This window comes from Streptomyces sp. WMMB303 (genome assembly GCF_029351045.1).
GTDB lineage: Bacteria > Actinomycetota > Actinomycetes > Streptomycetales > Streptomycetaceae > Streptomyces.
Map to the genome: position 1 here is coordinate 6,396,451 of NZ_JARKIN010000001.1, position 16,050 is coordinate 6,412,500.

The window sequence follows — 16,050 nt, forward strand, 5'->3', positions numbered from 1 at the left end:
GGGCTCAAAGTGCTCGCTCCCCCATCAGACCGGCCGCACCCTTGGCGAGCATCTCGTCGGCGAGTTCCCGGCCCATGCGTGCACAGGCCGTGAGATCGTCGCCGGATGCCGGTGCGGGACCGGTGGTGGACAACTGCACCAGCGTGCGGCCGTCGGTGGTGCCGACGACGCCGCGCAGGCGCATTTCGGTGACAACCTGCCCCTCGACAAGCAGGTCGGCAAGCGCACCCACAGGTGCGCTGCAGCCGGCCTCCAAGGCGGCGAGCAGGGTTCGCTCAGCGGTGACGGCCGCCCGCGTACGCGGGTCGTCCAGCTCCCCGAGCTGCGCGGTCAGGTGTGTGTCGGATGCCACACACTCGACCGCCAACGCCCCCTGTCCGGGGGCGGGCAGAACCTGGTCGGGTTCGATCAGCTCGGCGGCCTCCTCGTCGAGGCGGCCGATGCGTTCGAGACCGGCGGCCGCGAGCACGACGCCGTCGAGCCCACCGGAGCGCACGTACCCGATCCGAGTGTCGATATTCCCCCGGATCGGCACGGTCTCGATCTCGAACCCGAGGGTACGCGCCCAGGCGTGCAACTGCGCCATCCGGCGGGGCGAGCCCGTACCGATCCGCGCCGTGCCGGGCGCGGCGGCCCGGAGCAGCGCCTCGAAGCCGAGCCCGTCCCGGCCGACCAGCACGTCCCGGGCATCCGCCCGGGCGGGCACGGCCGCCAGCGCGAACTCCTCGGGCTGGGTGGTGGGCAGATCCTTCAGCGAGTGCACCGCGAAGTCGATGTCCCCGCGGGCCAGCGCGTCCCGCAGCGCGTTGACGAACACCCCGGTGCCGCCGATCTGCGCCAACTGCTCCTTGCTGACGTCGCCGTAGGTGGTGATCTCCACCAGCTCCACGGGGCGCCCCGTCACCCTGCGGACCTCCTCGGCGACCAGCCCGGACTGCGCCATCGCGAGCTTGCTGCGGCGGGTGCCCAGCCTCAGTGGGGTGGTGGCTGTGGCGTCGGTGTTCATTGCCGCTCCTGTTCCGGGTTGCTGACAGCGGCGACCGCCTGCGGGTCGAGGTCGAAGAGTTCACGCAGCGCGTCCGCGTACCCGGCGCCGCCGGGTTCGCCCGCGAGTTGTTTGACGCGCACGGTCGGCGCGTGCAGCAGCTTGTCCACGACCCGGCGCACGGTCTGCGTGATCTCCGCGCGCTGTTTGTCGTCCATCCCGTGCAGCCGGCCCTCCAGCCGCGCCATCTCCCCGGCGACGACGTCGGCGGCCATGGCGCGCAGCGCCACCACGGTCGGGGTGATCGTCGCGGCGCGCTGCGCGGCGCCGAACGCGGCGACCTCCTCGCCGACGATGCTCCGGACGGCTTCCACATCCCCGGCCATCGGCGCGTTGGCCTCGGCGTCCGCGAGCGACTCGATGTCCACGAGCCGCACGCCCTCGACGCGGTGCACGGCGGCTTCGACGTCCCGGGGCATGGCCAGGTCGAGGACCGAGAGGATGGGGCCGCCGTCCGCGCCGGACTCGCGCCCGCCGACGGCCCGCCCGATGTCCTCGGCGCCCAGCACCAACCCCGCCGCACCGGTGCAGGAGACCACCACGTCGGCCGCGGCCAGCTCGGCCGCCACCGCGTCCATGGGCAGCGCCCGCGCGCCCAGGCTCTCCGCCAGCCGCTCGGCCCTCTCCAACGTACGGTTGACGATCACCAGTTCGCCCACACCGGCGCGTGCCAGTGTCACCGCGGCCAGCGAGGACATCGATCCGGCGCCGATCACCAGCGCCCGGCGCCCCCGCGCCCACGCCTCGACGTCCCGCCCCGCGGCCAACTGCTGGAGCCCGAAGGTCACCAGCGACTGCCCGGCCTTGTCGATACCGGTCTCGGAGTGCGCCCGCTTCCCCACCCGCAGCGCCTGCTGGAACAGGTCGTTCAGCAGCCGTCCCGCGGTGTGCTGCTCCTGCGCGACGGCCAGCGCGTCCTTGATCTGGCCGAGGATCTGCCCCTCGCCCACGACCATCGAGTCCAGCCCGCACGCCACCGAGAACAGGTGGTGCACGGCCCGGTCCTCGTAGTGGACGTACAGGTACGGGGTGAGCTCTTCCAGGTCCACTCCGCTGTGCTGGGCCAGCAGGGTGGAGAGTTCGGCGACACCGGCGTGGAACCGGTCGACGTCCGCGTAGAGTTCGATCCGGTTGCAGGTGGAGAGGACGGCCGCCTCGGCGGCGGGCTCGGCCCCCACGGTGTCCTGCAGCAGCTTCCCGCGCGCCTGGGGGGCCAGGGCGGCCCGCTCCAGCACGCTGACCGGCGCACTGCGATGGCTGAGGCCCACGACGAGCAGACTCATGCCGGCATCACGGCGGGCAGATCCCCGTCAGTTCCGGACTCGGGGGGCCGCTTGGCGACGGACACGGCCGGCGGGGCCGCGGGCGGCGCGGTGTCCGTCTCCGGGCTCTGCCCCGGCGGCGCCCCCGGCTCCTCGCCCGCCTTGCGCTGCTCGTGGAAGGCGAGGATCTGCAGTTCTATCGAGAGGTCGACCTTGCGCACGTCGACCCCCTCGGGGACGGAGAGCACGGTCGGCGCGAAGTTGAGGATGGAGGTGATCCCGGCGGCGACGAGCCGGTCGCACACCTGCTGGGCCGCACCGGCCGGGGTGGCGATCACGCCGATGGACACCCCGTTGTCCGAGATGATCTTCTCCAGCTCGTCGGTGTGCTGGACCGGGATGCCCGCCACGGGCTTGCCGGACAGCCCCGGGTCGGCGTCGATCAGCGCCGCGACCCGGAAGCCGCGCGAGGCGAACCCGCCGTAGTTGGCGAGCGCGGCGCCCAGGTTTCCGATACCGACGATGACAACCGGCCAGTCCTGGGTGAGGCCCAGCTCACGGGAGATCTGGTAGACGAGGTACTCCACGTCGTAGCCGACCCCGCGGGTGCCGTACGAGCCCAGGTAGGAGAAGTCCTTGCGGAGCTTGGCCGAATTGACGCCCGCCGCCGAGGCCAGCTCCTCCGAGGACACCGTGGGCACCGAGCGCTCGGACAGCGCGGTGAGGGCCCGCAGGTACAGCGGAAGGCGGGCGACGGTCGCCTCGGGGATCCCTCGGCTCCGACTCGTCGCCGGACGGTGGTTTCGGCCAGTTGCCACGGTGCTCCTGCCGGTTGCGCGAAGCGGTGAGCGGTCGTCTGCGAGGCACTCTCCCGGACCGCTCCGTCGCGTCCAGGCTATGCCTTTGTGAACGCGTGCACAAAGATTGTGTCCGGTTTGTCCGGTCAACGTGACCGGCGCCACAGGCAACGACGGGGACACCCGGCCACACTCCTCACCTATACGCCCCCGGATCGCAAAACGCCCTCGATACTAATCGAAACCCACTCGAACCCTGACCACATTCCCACTGGACAAGTGGCCCCTCGGCGGTTCTTGAGGGCGGCCCCCGACAGGCACCGGCAGGTGCGGCCGGGCGCGGACCCGCTCCACCCGCACCTCACCCGCGCCCGTCGGCGCCCGGCAGGCGCGGAAGTCGGCGCCGCGTCACGCGGTGAGCGCGCTGCGCAACCGCTCCGGGTCCACCCGCCAGAAGTCGTGCTGGGCCCCGTCCACCAGCACCACCGGGATCTGCTCCCAATACAGCCGGTAGAGCTCGGGATCCTGGTTGATGTCCTTCTCCTCCCAGGCGGCGTCCACTTCCTCGCACACCCGGACCACCACATCGCGCGCCACGTCGCACAGGTGGCAGCCGGGCTTCCCGATCAGCGTCACAGTCTTCATACCCCCATTCTCCAGCCCGCCCGGCGCCTGACCGAACCCGTCGGGCACCCCGCCGCGGACGGTGGAGACCGCACGCACCGGCCCTCCCGGCGCAACCGACTCTCCGAACAGACTGGCTATGCTCGCCGCATGGCCCTTCCCGCATGGCTGACCCCTCGCAGGCGCAACGCGACCGCACGCAGCGTGCTCGCCGGGGAGGCGGCCGCCGAGGCGGCGCGCAAGCAGGAGCAGGAGCAGGCGACGGCCGAACCCGCGGGCGCCCCGGAGCCGGAGTTCCCGGTCGCCGGTGACGTGCACGCCGCCGCCTTCTTCGACCTGGACAACACCGTCATGCAGGGCGCCGCCCTCTTCCACTTCGGCCGCGGCCTCTACAAGCGCAAGTTCTTCCGGAAGCGCGAACTGACCCGGTTCGCCTGGCAGCAGACCTACTTCCGGCTCGCCGGCGCCGAGAACGCCGACCACATGCAGGACGCCCGGGAGAGTGCGCTGTCCATCGTGAAGGGACACCGGGTCTCCGAGCTGATGGCGATCGGCGAGGAGATCTACGACGAGTACATGGCGGGCCGGATCTGGCCCGGCACCCGGGCCCTGGCCCAGGCGCACCTGGACGCGGGCCAGAAGGTGTGGCTGGTGACGGCGGCACCGGTGGAGACGGCCACGATCATCGCGCGGCGGCTGGGGCTGACCGGAGCGCTGGGCACGGTGGCCGAGTCGGTGGGCGGCGTCTACACCGGGCGGCTGGTCGGCGAACCGCTGCACGGGCCGGCGAAGGCGGAGGCGGTCCGCGCGCTGTCCGCGGCCGAGGGGCTCGACCTGGACAGGTGCGCTGCGTACAGCGATTCGGCGAACGACATTCCGATGCTGTCGCTCGTCGGATATCCGTATGCGATCAATCCTGACAGCCGACTTCGGACGCACGCGCGTGAAATGGGCTGGCGACTGCGCGACTACCGGAAGGGCCGCAAGGCGGCCAAGGTGGGTATCCCGGCGGCCGCCGGGGTCGGCGCGCTGGCAGGCGGCGCGGTGGCTGCCGCAGCGGTACAGCGGCGCCGCCGCTAGGCCCCTCACGAGGGAAACGCCGACGCGCCCGGGGGCGCAGCACGGCGACCGCCGGTCCGTCGTGCGCGGCTGTCCGCCGGGCAATCCAGCAGTGTTACCCGGCGCCCCGGGCAGCCAGTCCCGATCCGGCCGGTCGGCCGGAACACATCACCCAGGTGTCAAATTCAGCCACGGAAACGATCAGAAACAGTCTTCGACTCGCACTTGAATGCGGCTCCAATCCGCAACAGAACGAACCGAAGCGACGTTTTCAGCAACTAGGGGTAGTGCGGCCTGTACGAAGCGTTATTCTCCTCAGACGCAATTCGGTACCCACCTGCCCCTACACCGGGTGAACGGTTCCGCACTGCACGTGATGGAAGCTCTGCCTCTGGGAGTCCCGTGTACCCACACGTCGGGGTTGACGCCTCGGGCCTGGCTACGCTGCGCACGACAGTCATCGACCAACTGCGTGCGTTCGTCCCCACCGCGTACGCCATCCCTGCCCTGGCCGCACCAACCGCACCTGTCCCCGCAGGAGCCTCAACTGTCCCCACAGTTCCCCGCCCTGCCCCCACCCACCGCGCCACCCGCGCCCTGACCACCGCGGCCGGCCCGGCCGCCTCCGCCGCGTCCCCGGCATCACCCTCGGTCGCCCGCTCGAACGCGGCGACCACGTCCCGCACCTCCACCGCGACCGGCCGACGCGCCCGCGGCTCCGGCGCGACCGCCCGCCGCCCGGCCGCCTCCGACACCGACAGCCGCCGGATGATGGACCTGGTCGAACGGGCCCAGGACGGCGAGGCCGAGGCGTTCGGCAGGTTGTACGACCAATACAGCGACACCGTCTACCGCTACATCTACTACCGGGTCGGCGGCCGGGCCACCGCCGAGGACCTGACCAGCGAGACCTTTCTGCGCGCCCTCCGCCGCATCGGCACCTTCACCTGGCAGGGCCGCGACTTCGGAGCCTGGCTGGTGACCATCGCCCGCAACCTGGTCGCCGACCATTTCAAGTCGAGCCGCTTCCGCCTCGAGGTGACCACCGGCGAGATGCTCGACGCCAACGAGGTCGAGCGGTCCCCCGAGGAGTCGGTCCTCGAAACGCTCTCCAACGCCGCCCTGCTGGAGGCCGTACGTAAGCTCAACCCCCAACAACAGGAATGCGTAACGCTCCGATTTCTGCAGGGGCTCTCCGTCGCCGAGACGGCCCGGGTGATGGGCAAGAACGAGGGCGCCATCAAGACCCTGCAGTACCGCGCCGTGCGCACCCTCGCCCGACTGCTCCCCGACGACGCGCGCTGACCCTCGGGCGGACTGCTCGGAGGCGTCTCGGAGGCACCCCCCGAAGGCGCCTCCGAGACGCCTCCGAAGGCTGCGACCGCCGCGTCGCCGAGGGGTCTGTGCGGAGGTCGGCCACCCGGTCGCCCCTGCCCAGACCTCCAGTCACATCATCGTGACATCCGACTCCGTAACCCGAGTGGCTTGCGCTCGTTGTCGGGGTTGCAGACTCCCCGTAGCCGTGGCTGCCCGGGGCTCGCTCGCGCCTGAGCGGACACGGTCGGCCACACTCGTGCCGGTGTGGTGGGGAGCCGACCGTGCAGACGATGAGGAGGTGCCGCCGGTGATCGGATCCGTGCCGACGAGCCGACGGGCCATCGCCTTCGCCCAAGCCCTGGACGAGCAGGGACGTGACACGGGCGCGGCGGCCGACAAGGAACCCGAGGGCCCCCCGCCCCGAGAACGCCCCGGGCCGGGGCCGGGAGGAGGGAGCGACACGGCGGCACCCCCGCCGGGCACACCGCACGGCCACCGGGCCGACGGCTCCGACCCGTCACTGCTCTCCCTCGCGAACGCGCTGGGCGGGGTACCCAGGCCGACGCTGGACCCCGAGGTCAAGACGGTCCAGCGCGCACAGCTGATCGCCGCCATGGAGGCCGCCTTCGGAGAGGGTGAGACGACGGCGCACGGCGCGCACTTCCCCGAGCAGCGCGACGCCCGCGCCGACTCCCGCAGCCGGAGCGGCGCACACCGCGCACCCGGTCTCGGGCCGCTCGGAAAGCTGCGCCCCAAGTCCCGGCTCGGCCGCGGGCTCGCCGTCGGCGGCCTGAGCGTGGGCGTCGCGGCCAGCGCCTTCGGCGCAGCCACCGCCGCCAGCACCGACGCGCTGCCCGGCGACTCGCTCTACGGCCTCAAACGCGGGATGGAGGACATCCGGCTCGACCTGGCCGGGGACGACGCCGACCGCGGCGGCCTCCTCCTGGACCACGCCTCCACCCGGCTGCACGAGGCCCGCCGCCTCATGGAGCGCGACCGCTCCGGAGCGCTGGACCACGAGGCGCTCGCCGAGGTCCGCAAGACGCTCTCCGGCATGCGGCACGACGCGTCCGAGGGACACCGGCTGCTCAGCTCCGCCTACCAGCGGAACGGGGACCTGGCCCCGATCCGGTCCCTGTCCGCGTTCGCCGAGAACCACCGGGCGGGCTGGACACAGCTGCGCGACCGGCTGCCGGTGCAACTTCGCGACGTGAGCGACGAGGTCAGCTCGGTCTTCGACGCCATAGACCAGGAAGTGGACCCGCTGCGCTCGCTCCTCCCCAGGGAAAGCGCTGAGGCCCCCCGCGACCGGGAACCGGGCACCGGCGACCGGACGGGCGAGGAGCAGCCGTCAGCCGAGCCCAGCTCCCCGTCGGCGGACGGCATGGACGGGCGGCGGGACGGCGGCGGCGAGGAGCCCTCGCCCTCCGACTCCCAGCAGCGGGGCAAGGGGCTGCTCGGCGGCGATCTGCTCGAACCGCCGGAGGACTCCGACCGGCAGGGCGGCAGTCCGTCCCACTCCGACCCCGGCTCCGGAAGCCCCTCCTCGCCGGGCAGTGAGCCCAAGGTCACCCTGCCTCCGCTCGTCCCGGACGTCCTGCCCCGCCTCGACCTCGGCGGCGACGGCAGCTAGCAGCGGCGGACAGGGGGTCGCGGCGGCCACGGGCCGGCCGCCGCGGCAGGTCCGTGGCCCGCGGACCAGGAGCAGCCCGCCACGCTGTGCGGCGGCGCACGGTCACACAGCCCCCCGGGGAGCGCTCAGAAGAAGACCGACCGCCGCCGCACCAGCAGCTTGTAGAGCGTGTGCTGAATGGTCTCCCGCACCTGGTCGGTGAGGTTGAACATCAGCATCGGATCCTCCGCCGCCTCCGGCGGATAGCCGTCGGTGGGCAGCGGCTCGCCGAACTGGATCGTCCACTTCGTCGGCAGCGGCACCGCGCCCAGCGGACCCAGCCACGGGAAGGTGGGCGTGATCGGAAAGTACGGGAAGCCGAACAGCCGGGCGAGCGTGCGGGAGTTGCCGACCATCGGATAGATCTCCTCGGCACCGACGATGGAGCACGGCACGATCGGCGCTCCCGCCCGCAGCGCCGTCGAGACGAAACCGCCCCGCCCGAACCGCTGGAGCTTGTAGCGGTCCGCGAACGGCTTGCCCAGCCCCTTGAAGCCCTCCGGCATCACCCCGACGACCTCGCCCCGCTCCAGCAGCGTCTGCGCGTCCTCCGCGCAGGCGAGTGTGTGTCCGGCCTTGCGTGCGAGCGCGTTGACGAGCGGCAGCACGAACACCAGGTCCGCGCCCAGCAGCCGCAGCTGCCGGCCGGCCGGATGCTCGTCGTGCACGGCGACCTGGAGCATCAGCCCGTCCAGCGGGAGGGTGCCCGAGTGGTTGGCCACCACCAGCGCCGCGCCGTCCGCGGGTATGTTCTCCACCCCGCGCACCTCCACCCGGAAGTACTTCTCGAAGACCGGGCGCAGCAGTGTCATCAGCACCTGGTCGGTCAGCTCCTCGTCGAAGCCGAAGTCGTCGACCTCGTACTCCCCGGTGAGCCTGCGCCGCAGAAAGGCGAGACCCTCGGCGGCCCGCTCCTCCCACTCCCGGCCGAGCGCCCGCTCCAGCAACCCCGCGGGTTCCTTCGCCGCCGTGGAGCCGGCCGCGCCGGAGCGCCCAGCGGAGCCGCCTCCCGCCGAATCCTCCGGTCCGGCGCCCGCCGCAGCGGCGCCGGGCCCGGGCTGCCCGGACGATTCCCCGGCGCCTTGCGCCGGGTCCGGCCGCTGTCCGGACACCGCAGTCAGACGTGAGCGCCGCCCGGTGCCGCCGCGCCGACCGTCGCCGGCACCGCCCGGACCGGATTCCTCCCCGGACGCGGCACCGCCACCGGGCCGGGGTGTACCGGAGCGTCCCGCACGGGACGCGCGGGCGCCCTCCCCGGAGCTGCCGCGTCCGGCGGGCGACCCCGGGCCCCGGGAGCGGTCCCTGTCGTCGTCGAAGGGTATGACCTTCGCGTCAGCCATCCTGGCGGACCTCCTCCTGCCCCGCCGCGGCGGCGGTGCACGCTTGTGGGCCGGACTGTCCCGGCAGCAGTGCCGCGAACCGGTCGAGCGCGCCGGCGATGCCCTCCGGCGGCAGCAGCCCCGGGCCCTGCTCGTGCAGGAAGGCCTCCAGCGTCTCCGCTGTCGTCCGGCGCGGGGTGAAGCCGAGCACATCACGGGCCTGTGCGGTCCGCACCACCCGCCCGTGGGTGAGCAGCCGTATCTGTTCGGGCGAGAAGTCCGTCGCGCCCACCGAGCGCAGCACGCTCCGGCTCCAGCGGATCGCCGGCAGCAGCATCGGCACCGTCGGCCGGCCCAACCTCCGTGCGCACTGCGACAGCAGCAGCACACCGTCCCCGGCGATGTTGAACGTCCCGGCGGTGAGCGCGCCCGGGCGCGGCTCGCCCGCCGCCAGCCGCAGCACCTCGATCACGTCGTCGTCGTGCACGAACTGCAGCCGGGGGTCGTAGCCCAGCACGGTGGGCAGGACGGGCAGCGAGAAGTAGCCGGCGAGCGGTGACTCGGCGGCCGGACCGAGGATGTGGGCGAAGCGCAGCACGGTCACCGCGACATCCGGCCGACGCCGCGCGAATCCGCGTACGTACCCCTCGACCTCGACCGCGTCCTTGGCGAACCCCCCGGTGGGCAGGTCCCTGACAGGTGTCGCCTCGTCGAAGACGGCCGGATCGCGCGGCGCCGAACCGTAGACGCTCGTCGTCGATTTGATCACCAGCCGGCTGACGCTGGGCGCCTTCTGGCACGCCCCCAGCAACTGCATGGCGCCGATGACGTTGGTCTCCTTGACCGCTCCCCGCCCGGCACCTCCCAGCGCAGGCGGAGCGCCGTGCACATCCATGTGGACGACGGTGTCGACAGCGTGCTCGGCCAGCACCTTGCCGATGGCGGGCTGACGGATATCGGCCCGCACGAACTCCGCACCGTCCAACGGGTGCGCGGGCGGACGGGCGTCCACGCCGATCACCCGGCTCACCTCAGGCTCGTGCCGGATACGGCGTACGAATCGGCCACCGAGCGGTCTGGCGACCCCGGTGACGAGCACGACCTTGCCCACGATCCCTCCCTCACACCCCCGATACGGCCGGCGCCCCCGCACGAGCCGCACCGCGCAACCAAAGCAGAACCGCCGCCCTCCTCCCCGGCACGGAGAGAAAGGCGGCGGTCAGTGGCGTGCGGTGCGCTCGCTCACTTCTTGTTGCGACGCTGCACACGCGTCCGCTTCAGCAGCTTGCGGTGCTTCTTCTTCGCCATCCGCTTACGCCGCTTCTTGATGACAGAGCCCACGACTACCCTCGCTCACGGATCATCCCCGCATGGTGCGGGGCGAACTCATTTCGATACTCGGTGCGGGGCGTCCGAGCCCACACGACCTACATGGGGCCACCCTACCCGCCACCCGGGAATGGGCGTGAATCGAGGGGCATCGGGGCTCCGGTGCAGCGGTGAAACGTGCGCACCCGATCTTCGGCTAGGCGCTCTCCACCCCCACGTACGAATCCTCGAGATACTCGTGGACGGCCTTCTCCGGCACCCGGAAGGACCTGCCCACCCGGATCGCCGGCAGATGACCGCTGTGCACCAAGCGGTACACGGTCATCTTGGAGACTCGCATCACCGCGGCGACCTCCGCCACGGTCAAGAAGACGACCTCGTTCAACGGCCGTTCGTCAGCAGCCATGTCACACCTGAACCTTCCGCACATGTCGGGCGCCGGCTTCCCCTCCGGTGCCTCCTGCTCGCATGTGCGCTCCTCCCCAGATTAGGGGCGCGTGATGCAAGTGGTGAAGAGGAGTAGCGATCGCTCGCCTACCGTGACAGACACGCTCGATTGAGTACATAGCGAGTAAGCGCGCGGTAGTAGTCGCACTGCGCAGCGTCATCCGTCGGCACGCGCGGAACGCTCCGTCCCACCCCTGACTCCTGCCGTTCCGCGCCGAGCGCCACCCCCTGCGCACCTGGCGGCCCGGAAACCCCGCCACCCCACTGACCTGCGTCGAACGTCGAACCATCAGCCCCGCCAGGGACCTTGACCGCACCCCCTTCGCCCCCGTCGCGCCGGGCGGCTCCCTCCCCCCGGAAAAAGGCGGCGCACGCGTTCGCGCCCCGCGCACGCCCTCGTGTGCAAGCGCTGGTTGTGCAGAACAGCACGACCCCCCTCACGTAGGAGGAGCCGCACTGACGTACCCCGAATCACATCGCTATGTCGACACGCTTACCCACCGACAGTGCTAGTTCGAGGCACTCAGATGCCGACAGGCGTGGGGCCAATGTGACGTACTTGACCGGAAGTCGGTCAGGAGACAGCACGGAAGCGCGCTCCTCGATACCGCTCCCCGCGGGCAGGTCGGACAGCCGGCAGCAGCGAACGCCGGGAAATCCGTCCCGCGACTGCGGATACCCCGCACCGCCCGACCGCCAACCGGGCCCGGCGCGGAAACGATTCACCGCCCCTTGGACCGCCGTTCCCACGCCGCGGGCAACGAGCGCGACCGCGGGAACCGTCTGCGGGCCGCTGCGCCACGGCTCCGACAGGGTCCGACCGGCACAGCACCCAGGGCAGCCCAGAGGGCCGTACGCGGCGCGCTCCGGCGCTCCTGCCCGCGGTGCGGACGTCGGCCCGATGCCCCTCAGGGCAGCAGCCCGTGCGCGGGGAACACCGCCCGCCGGGTCGCCCGCACCGCCTGGTCCAGGCGGTCCGCCGGGTCGTATCCCTCGCCCCAGTCCCGCCAGCTCGGCTCCAGCCCGTCCGTCATCCGCAGCGGGGCGCCGGTACCGCCGGTACGCGCGTACACCTCCTGCCGCCACTCCTCGGGCACTTCGGTCTCCCCCGGCACCGGAGCACCCGCCGCGATCGCCACCAGATGCGTCCAGGTACGCGGCACCACGTCCACCACCGCGTAGCCACCACCGCCGGTCGCCAACCACCGGCCCCGCGCGTACGTGTGCGCCCAGGCGTGGGCCGCCTCGGCCGCCCGACGCTGCGCATCCACGCTCACCGCGAGGTGCGCCAGCGGGTCCTCGGCGTGGGTGTCCGCACCGTGCTGGGAGACCAGCACCTGCGGTCGGAACGCCTCCAGCAGCTCGGGGACCACCGCGTGCACGGCCCGCAGCCAGCCGGCGTCCGCCGTACCGGGCGGCAGCGCCACGTTCACCGCACCGCCTTCCGCCCCCGGACCTCCGCACTCCTCCGGCCAGCCGGTGCCGGGGAAGAGGGTGCCCGGATGCTCGTGCAGGGAGATCGTCAGTACCCGGGGATCGTCCCAGAACGCAGCCTGGACGCCGTCCCCGTGGTGCACGTCCAGATCGACGTAGGCGACCCGCTCAGCCCCGAGCTCCAGCAGCCGGGCGATGGCGAGCGCGGGATCGTTGTAGACGCAGAAGCCGGAGGCGCGGTCCGGCATGGCATGGTGCAGCCCGCCCGCGAAGTTCACCGCATGCAGCGCCCTGCCCTGCCACACGGCCTCGGCTCCGCCGACCGACTGTCCGGCGATGAGTGCGGAGACCTCGTGCATCCGGGCGAACGCCGGGTCGTCCATGGTCCCCAGGCCGTACCGTTCCTCGGCGGACGCGGGGTCGAGCGAGGCCCGGCGAACGGCGTCGATGTAGTCGGGCCGGTGCACCAGCCGCAGGGTGGAGTCCCCGAGGGGCCTCGCCGCGGCGACGCCGAGCTCCGGACTGCGCTCCACGCCCAGCGCCTCGATCAGGCGCTTGGTCAGCGCAAGCCGTACCGGGTCCATCGGATGGCCACGGCCGAAGTCGTAGCCGGTGACACCCTCGTCCCACATCAACTGCGCGCCGCCGCTCATGCCCGCCACCGTATCGGGCAGGCCCTGAACGTGAGAAAGCCCCGTCGGATGTCTCCGACGGGGCTTTCCCCACAATGAGTTCGGCGGCGTCCTACTCTCCCACACGCTCCCGCATGCAGTACCATCGGCGCTGAAAGGCTTAGCTTCCGGGTTCGGAATGTGACCGGGCGTTTCCCTCACGCTATGACCACCGAAACACGGTGAAACACACAACCAGCAGCACAACACCCACCCGACAACACGGGGATGGTGCTTGCACGGTTGTTGTCTCAGAACCGACACAGTGGACGCGAGCCTCTATGGACAAGCCCTCGGCCTATTAGTACCGGTCACCTCCACACGTTACCGTGCTTCCAGATCCGGCCTATCAACCCCGTCATCTCCAGGGAGCCTTAACCCCTCAAAGGGGGTGGGAGTCCTCATCTCGAAGCAGGCTTCCCGCTTAGATGCTTTCAGCGGTTATCCTTCCCGAACGTAGCCAACCAGCCATGCCCTTGGCAGAACAACTGGCACACCAGAGGTCCGTCCGTCCCGGTCCTCTCGTACTAGGGACAGCCCTTCTCAAGACTCCTACGCGCGCAGCGGATAGGGACCGAACTGTCTCACGACGTTCTAAACCCAGCTCGCGTACCGCTTTAATGGGCGAACAGCCCAACCCTTGGGACCGACTCCAGCCCCAGGATGCGACGAGCCGACATCGAGGTGCCAAACCATCCCGTCGATATGGACTCTTGGGGAAGATCAGCCTGTTATCCCCGGGGTACCTTTTATCCGTTGAGCGACGGCGCTTCCACAAGCCACCGCCGGATCACTAGTCCCGACTTTCGTCCCTGCTCGACCCGTCAGTCTCACAGTCAAGCTCCCTTGTGCACTTACACTCACCACCTGATGACCAACCAGGCTGAGGGAACCTTTGGGCGCCTCCGTTACATTTTAGGAGGCAACCGCCCCAGTTAAACTACCCACCAGACACTGTCCCCGATCCGGATCACGGACCCAGGTTAGACATCCAGCACGACCAGAGTGGTATTTCAACAACGACTCCACGAACACTGGCGTGTCCGTATCACAGTCTCCCACCTATCCTACACAAGCCGAACCGAACACCAATATCAAGCTGTAGTAAAGGTCCCGGGGTCTTTCCGTCCTGCTGCGCGAAACGAGCATCTTTACTCGTAGTGCAATTTCACCGGGCCTATGGTTGAGACAGTCAAGAAGTCGTTACGCCATTCGTGCAGGTCGGAACTTACCCGACAAGGAATTTCGCTACCTTAGGATGGTTATAGTTACCACCGCCGTTTACTGGCGCTTAAGTTCTCAGCTTCACCACACCGAAATGTGACTAACCGGTCCCCTTAACGTTCCAGCACCGGGCAGGCGTCAGTCCGTATACCTCGCCTTACGGCTTCGCACGGACCTGTGTTTTTAGTAAACAGTCGCTTCTCGCTGGTCTCTGCGGCCACACCCAGCTCAGACAGCACGTGCCCTCACCAGACATGGCCCCCCTTCTCCCGAAGTTACGGGGGCATTTTGCCGAGTTCCTTAACCATAGTTCACCCGAACGCCTCGGTATTCTCTACCAGACCACCTGAGTCGGTTTAGGGTACGGGCCGCCACACAACTCGCTAGAGGCTTTTCTCGACAGCACAGGATCATCCACTTCACCACAAACGGCTCGGCATCAGGTCTCACCCCTGTAACGAGGAACGGATTTCCCTACTCCTCGGGCTACACCCTTACCCCGGGACAACCATCGCCCGGGCTGGACTACCTCACTGCGTCACCCCATCACTCACCTACTACAAGCTCGGACCGTCGGCTCCACCACACCCGGACTCCGAAGAGACCAGGAGGCTTCACGGACTTAGCATCACCTGATTCGATGTCTGACGCTGCATAGCGGGTACCGGAATATCAACCGGTTCTCCATCGACTACGCCTGTCGGCCTCGCCTTAGGTCCCGACTTACCCTGGGCAGATCAGCTTGACCCAGGAACCCTTAGTCAATCGGCGCACACGTTTCCCACGCATGTATCGCTACTCATGCCTGCATTCTCACTCGTGAACCGTCCACAACTCGCTTCCACGGCTGCTTCACCCGGCACACGACGCTCCCCTACCCACCCCAACAGGCGTTAGCCCTCATGTTGGAGTGACACGACTTCGGCGGTGTACTTGAGCCCCGCTACATTATCGGCGCGGAATCACTTGACCAGTGAGCTATTACGCACTCTTTCAAGGATGGCTGCTTCTAAGCCAACCTCCTGGTTGTCTCTGCGACTCCACATCCTTTCCCACTTAGCACACGCTTAGGGGCCTTAGTCGATGCTCTGGGCTGTTTCCCTCTCGACCATGGAGCTTATCCCCCACAGTCTCACTGCCGCGCTCTCACTTACCGGCATTCGGAGTTTGGCTAAGGTCAGTAACCCGGTAGGGCCCATCGCCTATCCAGTGCTCTACCTCCGGCAAGAAACACACGACGCTGCACCTAAATGCATTTCGGGGAGAACCAGCTATCACGGAGTTTGATTGGCCTTTCACCCCTAACCACAGGTCATCCCCCAGGTTTTCAACCCTGGTGGGTTCGGGCCTCCACACGGTCTTACCCGCGCTTCACCCTGCCCATGGCTAGATCACTCCGCTTCGGGTCTTGAACACGCTACTCAAACGCCCTCTTCGGACTCGCTTTCGCTACGGCTCCCCCACACGGGTTAACCTCGCAACATGCCGCAAACTCGCAGGCTCATTCTTCAAAAGGCACGCAGTCACGACGTTACGTGCAAGCACGCAACGCGACGCTCCCACGGCTTGTAGGCACACGGTTTCAGGTACTCTTTCACTCCGCTCCCGCGGTACTTTTCACCATTCCCTCACGGTACTATCCGCTATCGGTCACCAGGGAATATTTAGGCTTGACGGGTGGTCCCGCCAGATTCACACAGGATTTCTCGGGCCCCATGCTACTTGGGAGTCCCACAAACAAGTCGCTGGCATTTCAGCTACGGGGGTCTTACCCTCTACGCCGGGCCTTTCGCATGCCCTTCGCCTACACCAACAATTTTTCACTCGTCCAACAGCCGGCAGACCATTGA

At 69.4% G+C, this 16,050-nt stretch carries 12 protein-coding genes and 2 rRNA genes (1 of these 14 only partly in view); 3 read left to right on the forward strand and 11 right to left on the reverse strand.

Features of this window, described 5'->3' with window-relative positions:
• Positions 1 to 4 precede the first annotated feature (4 nt).
• The 4 genes from hemC to P2424_RS27885 all read right to left on the reverse strand — a co-directional run bounded on the left by hemC (position 5) and on the right by P2424_RS27885 (position 3,749).
• Complete coding sequence (hemC, locus tag P2424_RS27870; RefSeq protein WP_276478431.1) at positions 5 to 1,006, reverse strand: hydroxymethylbilane synthase; 1,002 nt, start codon at positions 1,004 to 1,006, stop codon at positions 5 to 7.
• A complete protein-coding gene (locus tag P2424_RS27875; protein WP_276478432.1) occupies positions 1,003 to 2,328 on the reverse strand; it encodes a glutamyl-tRNA reductase in 1,326 nt (441 codons plus the stop codon). Before P2424_RS27875 ends, hemC begins: the two co-directional genes overlap by 4 nt.
• On the reverse strand, positions 2,325 to 3,125 hold the full coding sequence (locus tag P2424_RS27880) for a redox-sensing transcriptional repressor Rex (protein WP_276478433.1): 801 nt from the start codon (positions 3,123 to 3,125) through the stop codon (positions 2,325 to 2,327). Before P2424_RS27880 ends, P2424_RS27875 begins: the two co-directional genes overlap by 4 nt.
• Before the next feature lie 387 nt (positions 3,126 to 3,512).
• Positions 3,513 to 3,749: a glutaredoxin family protein gene (locus tag P2424_RS27885; RefSeq protein WP_019354097.1), complete on the reverse strand. Its 237-nt coding sequence runs from the start codon at positions 3,747 to 3,749 to the stop codon at positions 3,513 to 3,515.
• Positions 3,750 to 3,878: 129 nt separating this feature from the next.
• Between P2424_RS27885 and P2424_RS27890 the strand changes: the two genes are divergently transcribed.
• From P2424_RS27890 to P2424_RS27900, 3 genes are all read left to right on the forward strand, one after another.
• Positions 3,879 to 4,808, forward strand: coding sequence for an HAD-IB family hydrolase (locus tag P2424_RS27890; RefSeq protein ID WP_276478434.1), 930 nt, complete (start codon positions 3,879 to 3,881; stop codon positions 4,806 to 4,808).
• A 381-nt stretch (positions 4,809 to 5,189) separates the two neighbouring features.
• Positions 5,190 to 6,092: an ECF subfamily RNA polymerase sigma factor, BldN family gene (locus tag P2424_RS27895; protein WP_276478435.1), complete on the forward strand. Its 903-nt coding sequence runs from the start codon at positions 5,190 to 5,192 to the stop codon at positions 6,090 to 6,092.
• A 319-nt stretch (positions 6,093 to 6,411) separates the two neighbouring features.
• Positions 6,412 to 7,737, forward strand: a complete 1,326-nt coding sequence (locus P2424_RS27900) for a DUF5667 domain-containing protein (protein WP_276478436.1) — start codon at positions 6,412 to 6,414, stop codon at positions 7,735 to 7,737.
• A gap of 125 nt (positions 7,738 to 7,862) precedes the next feature.
• On the opposite strand, the gene P2424_RS27905 is transcribed toward P2424_RS27900, so the two are convergent.
• The 7 genes from P2424_RS27905 to P2424_RS27935 all read right to left on the reverse strand — a co-directional run.
• Complete coding sequence (locus P2424_RS27905; protein WP_276478437.1) at positions 7,863 to 9,116, reverse strand: lysophospholipid acyltransferase family protein; 1,254 nt, start codon at positions 9,114 to 9,116, stop codon at positions 7,863 to 7,865.
• Positions 9,109 to 10,206, reverse strand: coding sequence for an NAD-dependent epimerase/dehydratase family protein (locus tag P2424_RS27910; RefSeq protein WP_276478438.1), 1,098 nt, complete (start codon positions 10,204 to 10,206; stop codon positions 9,109 to 9,111). Before P2424_RS27910 ends, P2424_RS27905 begins: the two co-directional genes overlap by 8 nt.
• A 131-nt stretch (positions 10,207 to 10,337) precedes the next feature.
• Positions 10,338 to 10,436: an AURKAIP1/COX24 domain-containing protein gene (locus P2424_RS27915; RefSeq protein WP_003948845.1), complete on the reverse strand. Its 99-nt coding sequence runs from the start codon at positions 10,434 to 10,436 to the stop codon at positions 10,338 to 10,340.
• A 184-nt stretch (positions 10,437 to 10,620) separates the two neighbouring features.
• Positions 10,621 to 10,830 carry a helix-turn-helix domain-containing protein gene (locus tag P2424_RS27920; protein WP_158687519.1) on the reverse strand — a complete coding sequence of 70 codons (210 nt, stop codon included), beginning with the start codon at positions 10,828 to 10,830 and terminating at the stop codon, positions 10,621 to 10,623.
• Between the two features lie 949 nt (positions 10,831 to 11,779).
• Positions 11,780 to 12,958, reverse strand: a complete 1,179-nt coding sequence (locus tag P2424_RS27925) for an acetoin utilization protein AcuC (RefSeq protein WP_276478439.1) — start codon at positions 12,956 to 12,958, stop codon at positions 11,780 to 11,782.
• A gap of 78 nt (positions 12,959 to 13,036) precedes the next feature.
• Positions 13,037 to 13,153: ribosomal RNA gene (rrf, locus tag P2424_RS27930) — 5S ribosomal RNA — on the reverse strand.
• Positions 13,154 to 13,257: 104 nt separating this feature from the next.
• Positions 13,258 to 16,050 (reverse strand): 23S ribosomal RNA (locus P2424_RS27935) (it continues 331 nt past the right edge of the window).

Coding starts and splice junctions, on each gene's coding strand:
- hemC (WP_276478431.1), bottom strand. CDS start 1,006: ATGAACACCGACGCCACAGCCACCACCCCACTGAGGCTGGGCACCCGC.
- P2424_RS27875 (WP_276478432.1), bottom strand. CDS start 2,328: ATGAGTCTGCTCGTCGTGGGCCTCAGCCATCGCAGTGCGCCGGTCAGC.
- P2424_RS27885 (WP_019354097.1), bottom strand. CDS start 3,749: ATGAAGACTGTGACGCTGATCGGGAAGCCCGGCTGCCACCTGTGCGAC.
- P2424_RS27890 (WP_276478434.1), top strand. CDS start 3,879: ATGGCCCTTCCCGCATGGCTGACCCCTCGCAGGCGCAACGCGACCGCA.
- P2424_RS27905 (WP_276478437.1), bottom strand. CDS start 9,116: ATGGCTGACGCGAAGGTCATACCCTTCGACGACGACAGGGACCGCTCC.
- P2424_RS27920 (WP_158687519.1), bottom strand. CDS start 10,830: ATGGCTGCTGACGAACGGCCGTTGAACGAGGTCGTCTTCTTGACCGTG.
- P2424_RS27925 (WP_276478439.1), bottom strand. CDS start 12,958: ATGAGCGGCGGCGCGCAGTTGATGTGGGACGAGGGTGTCACCGGCTAC.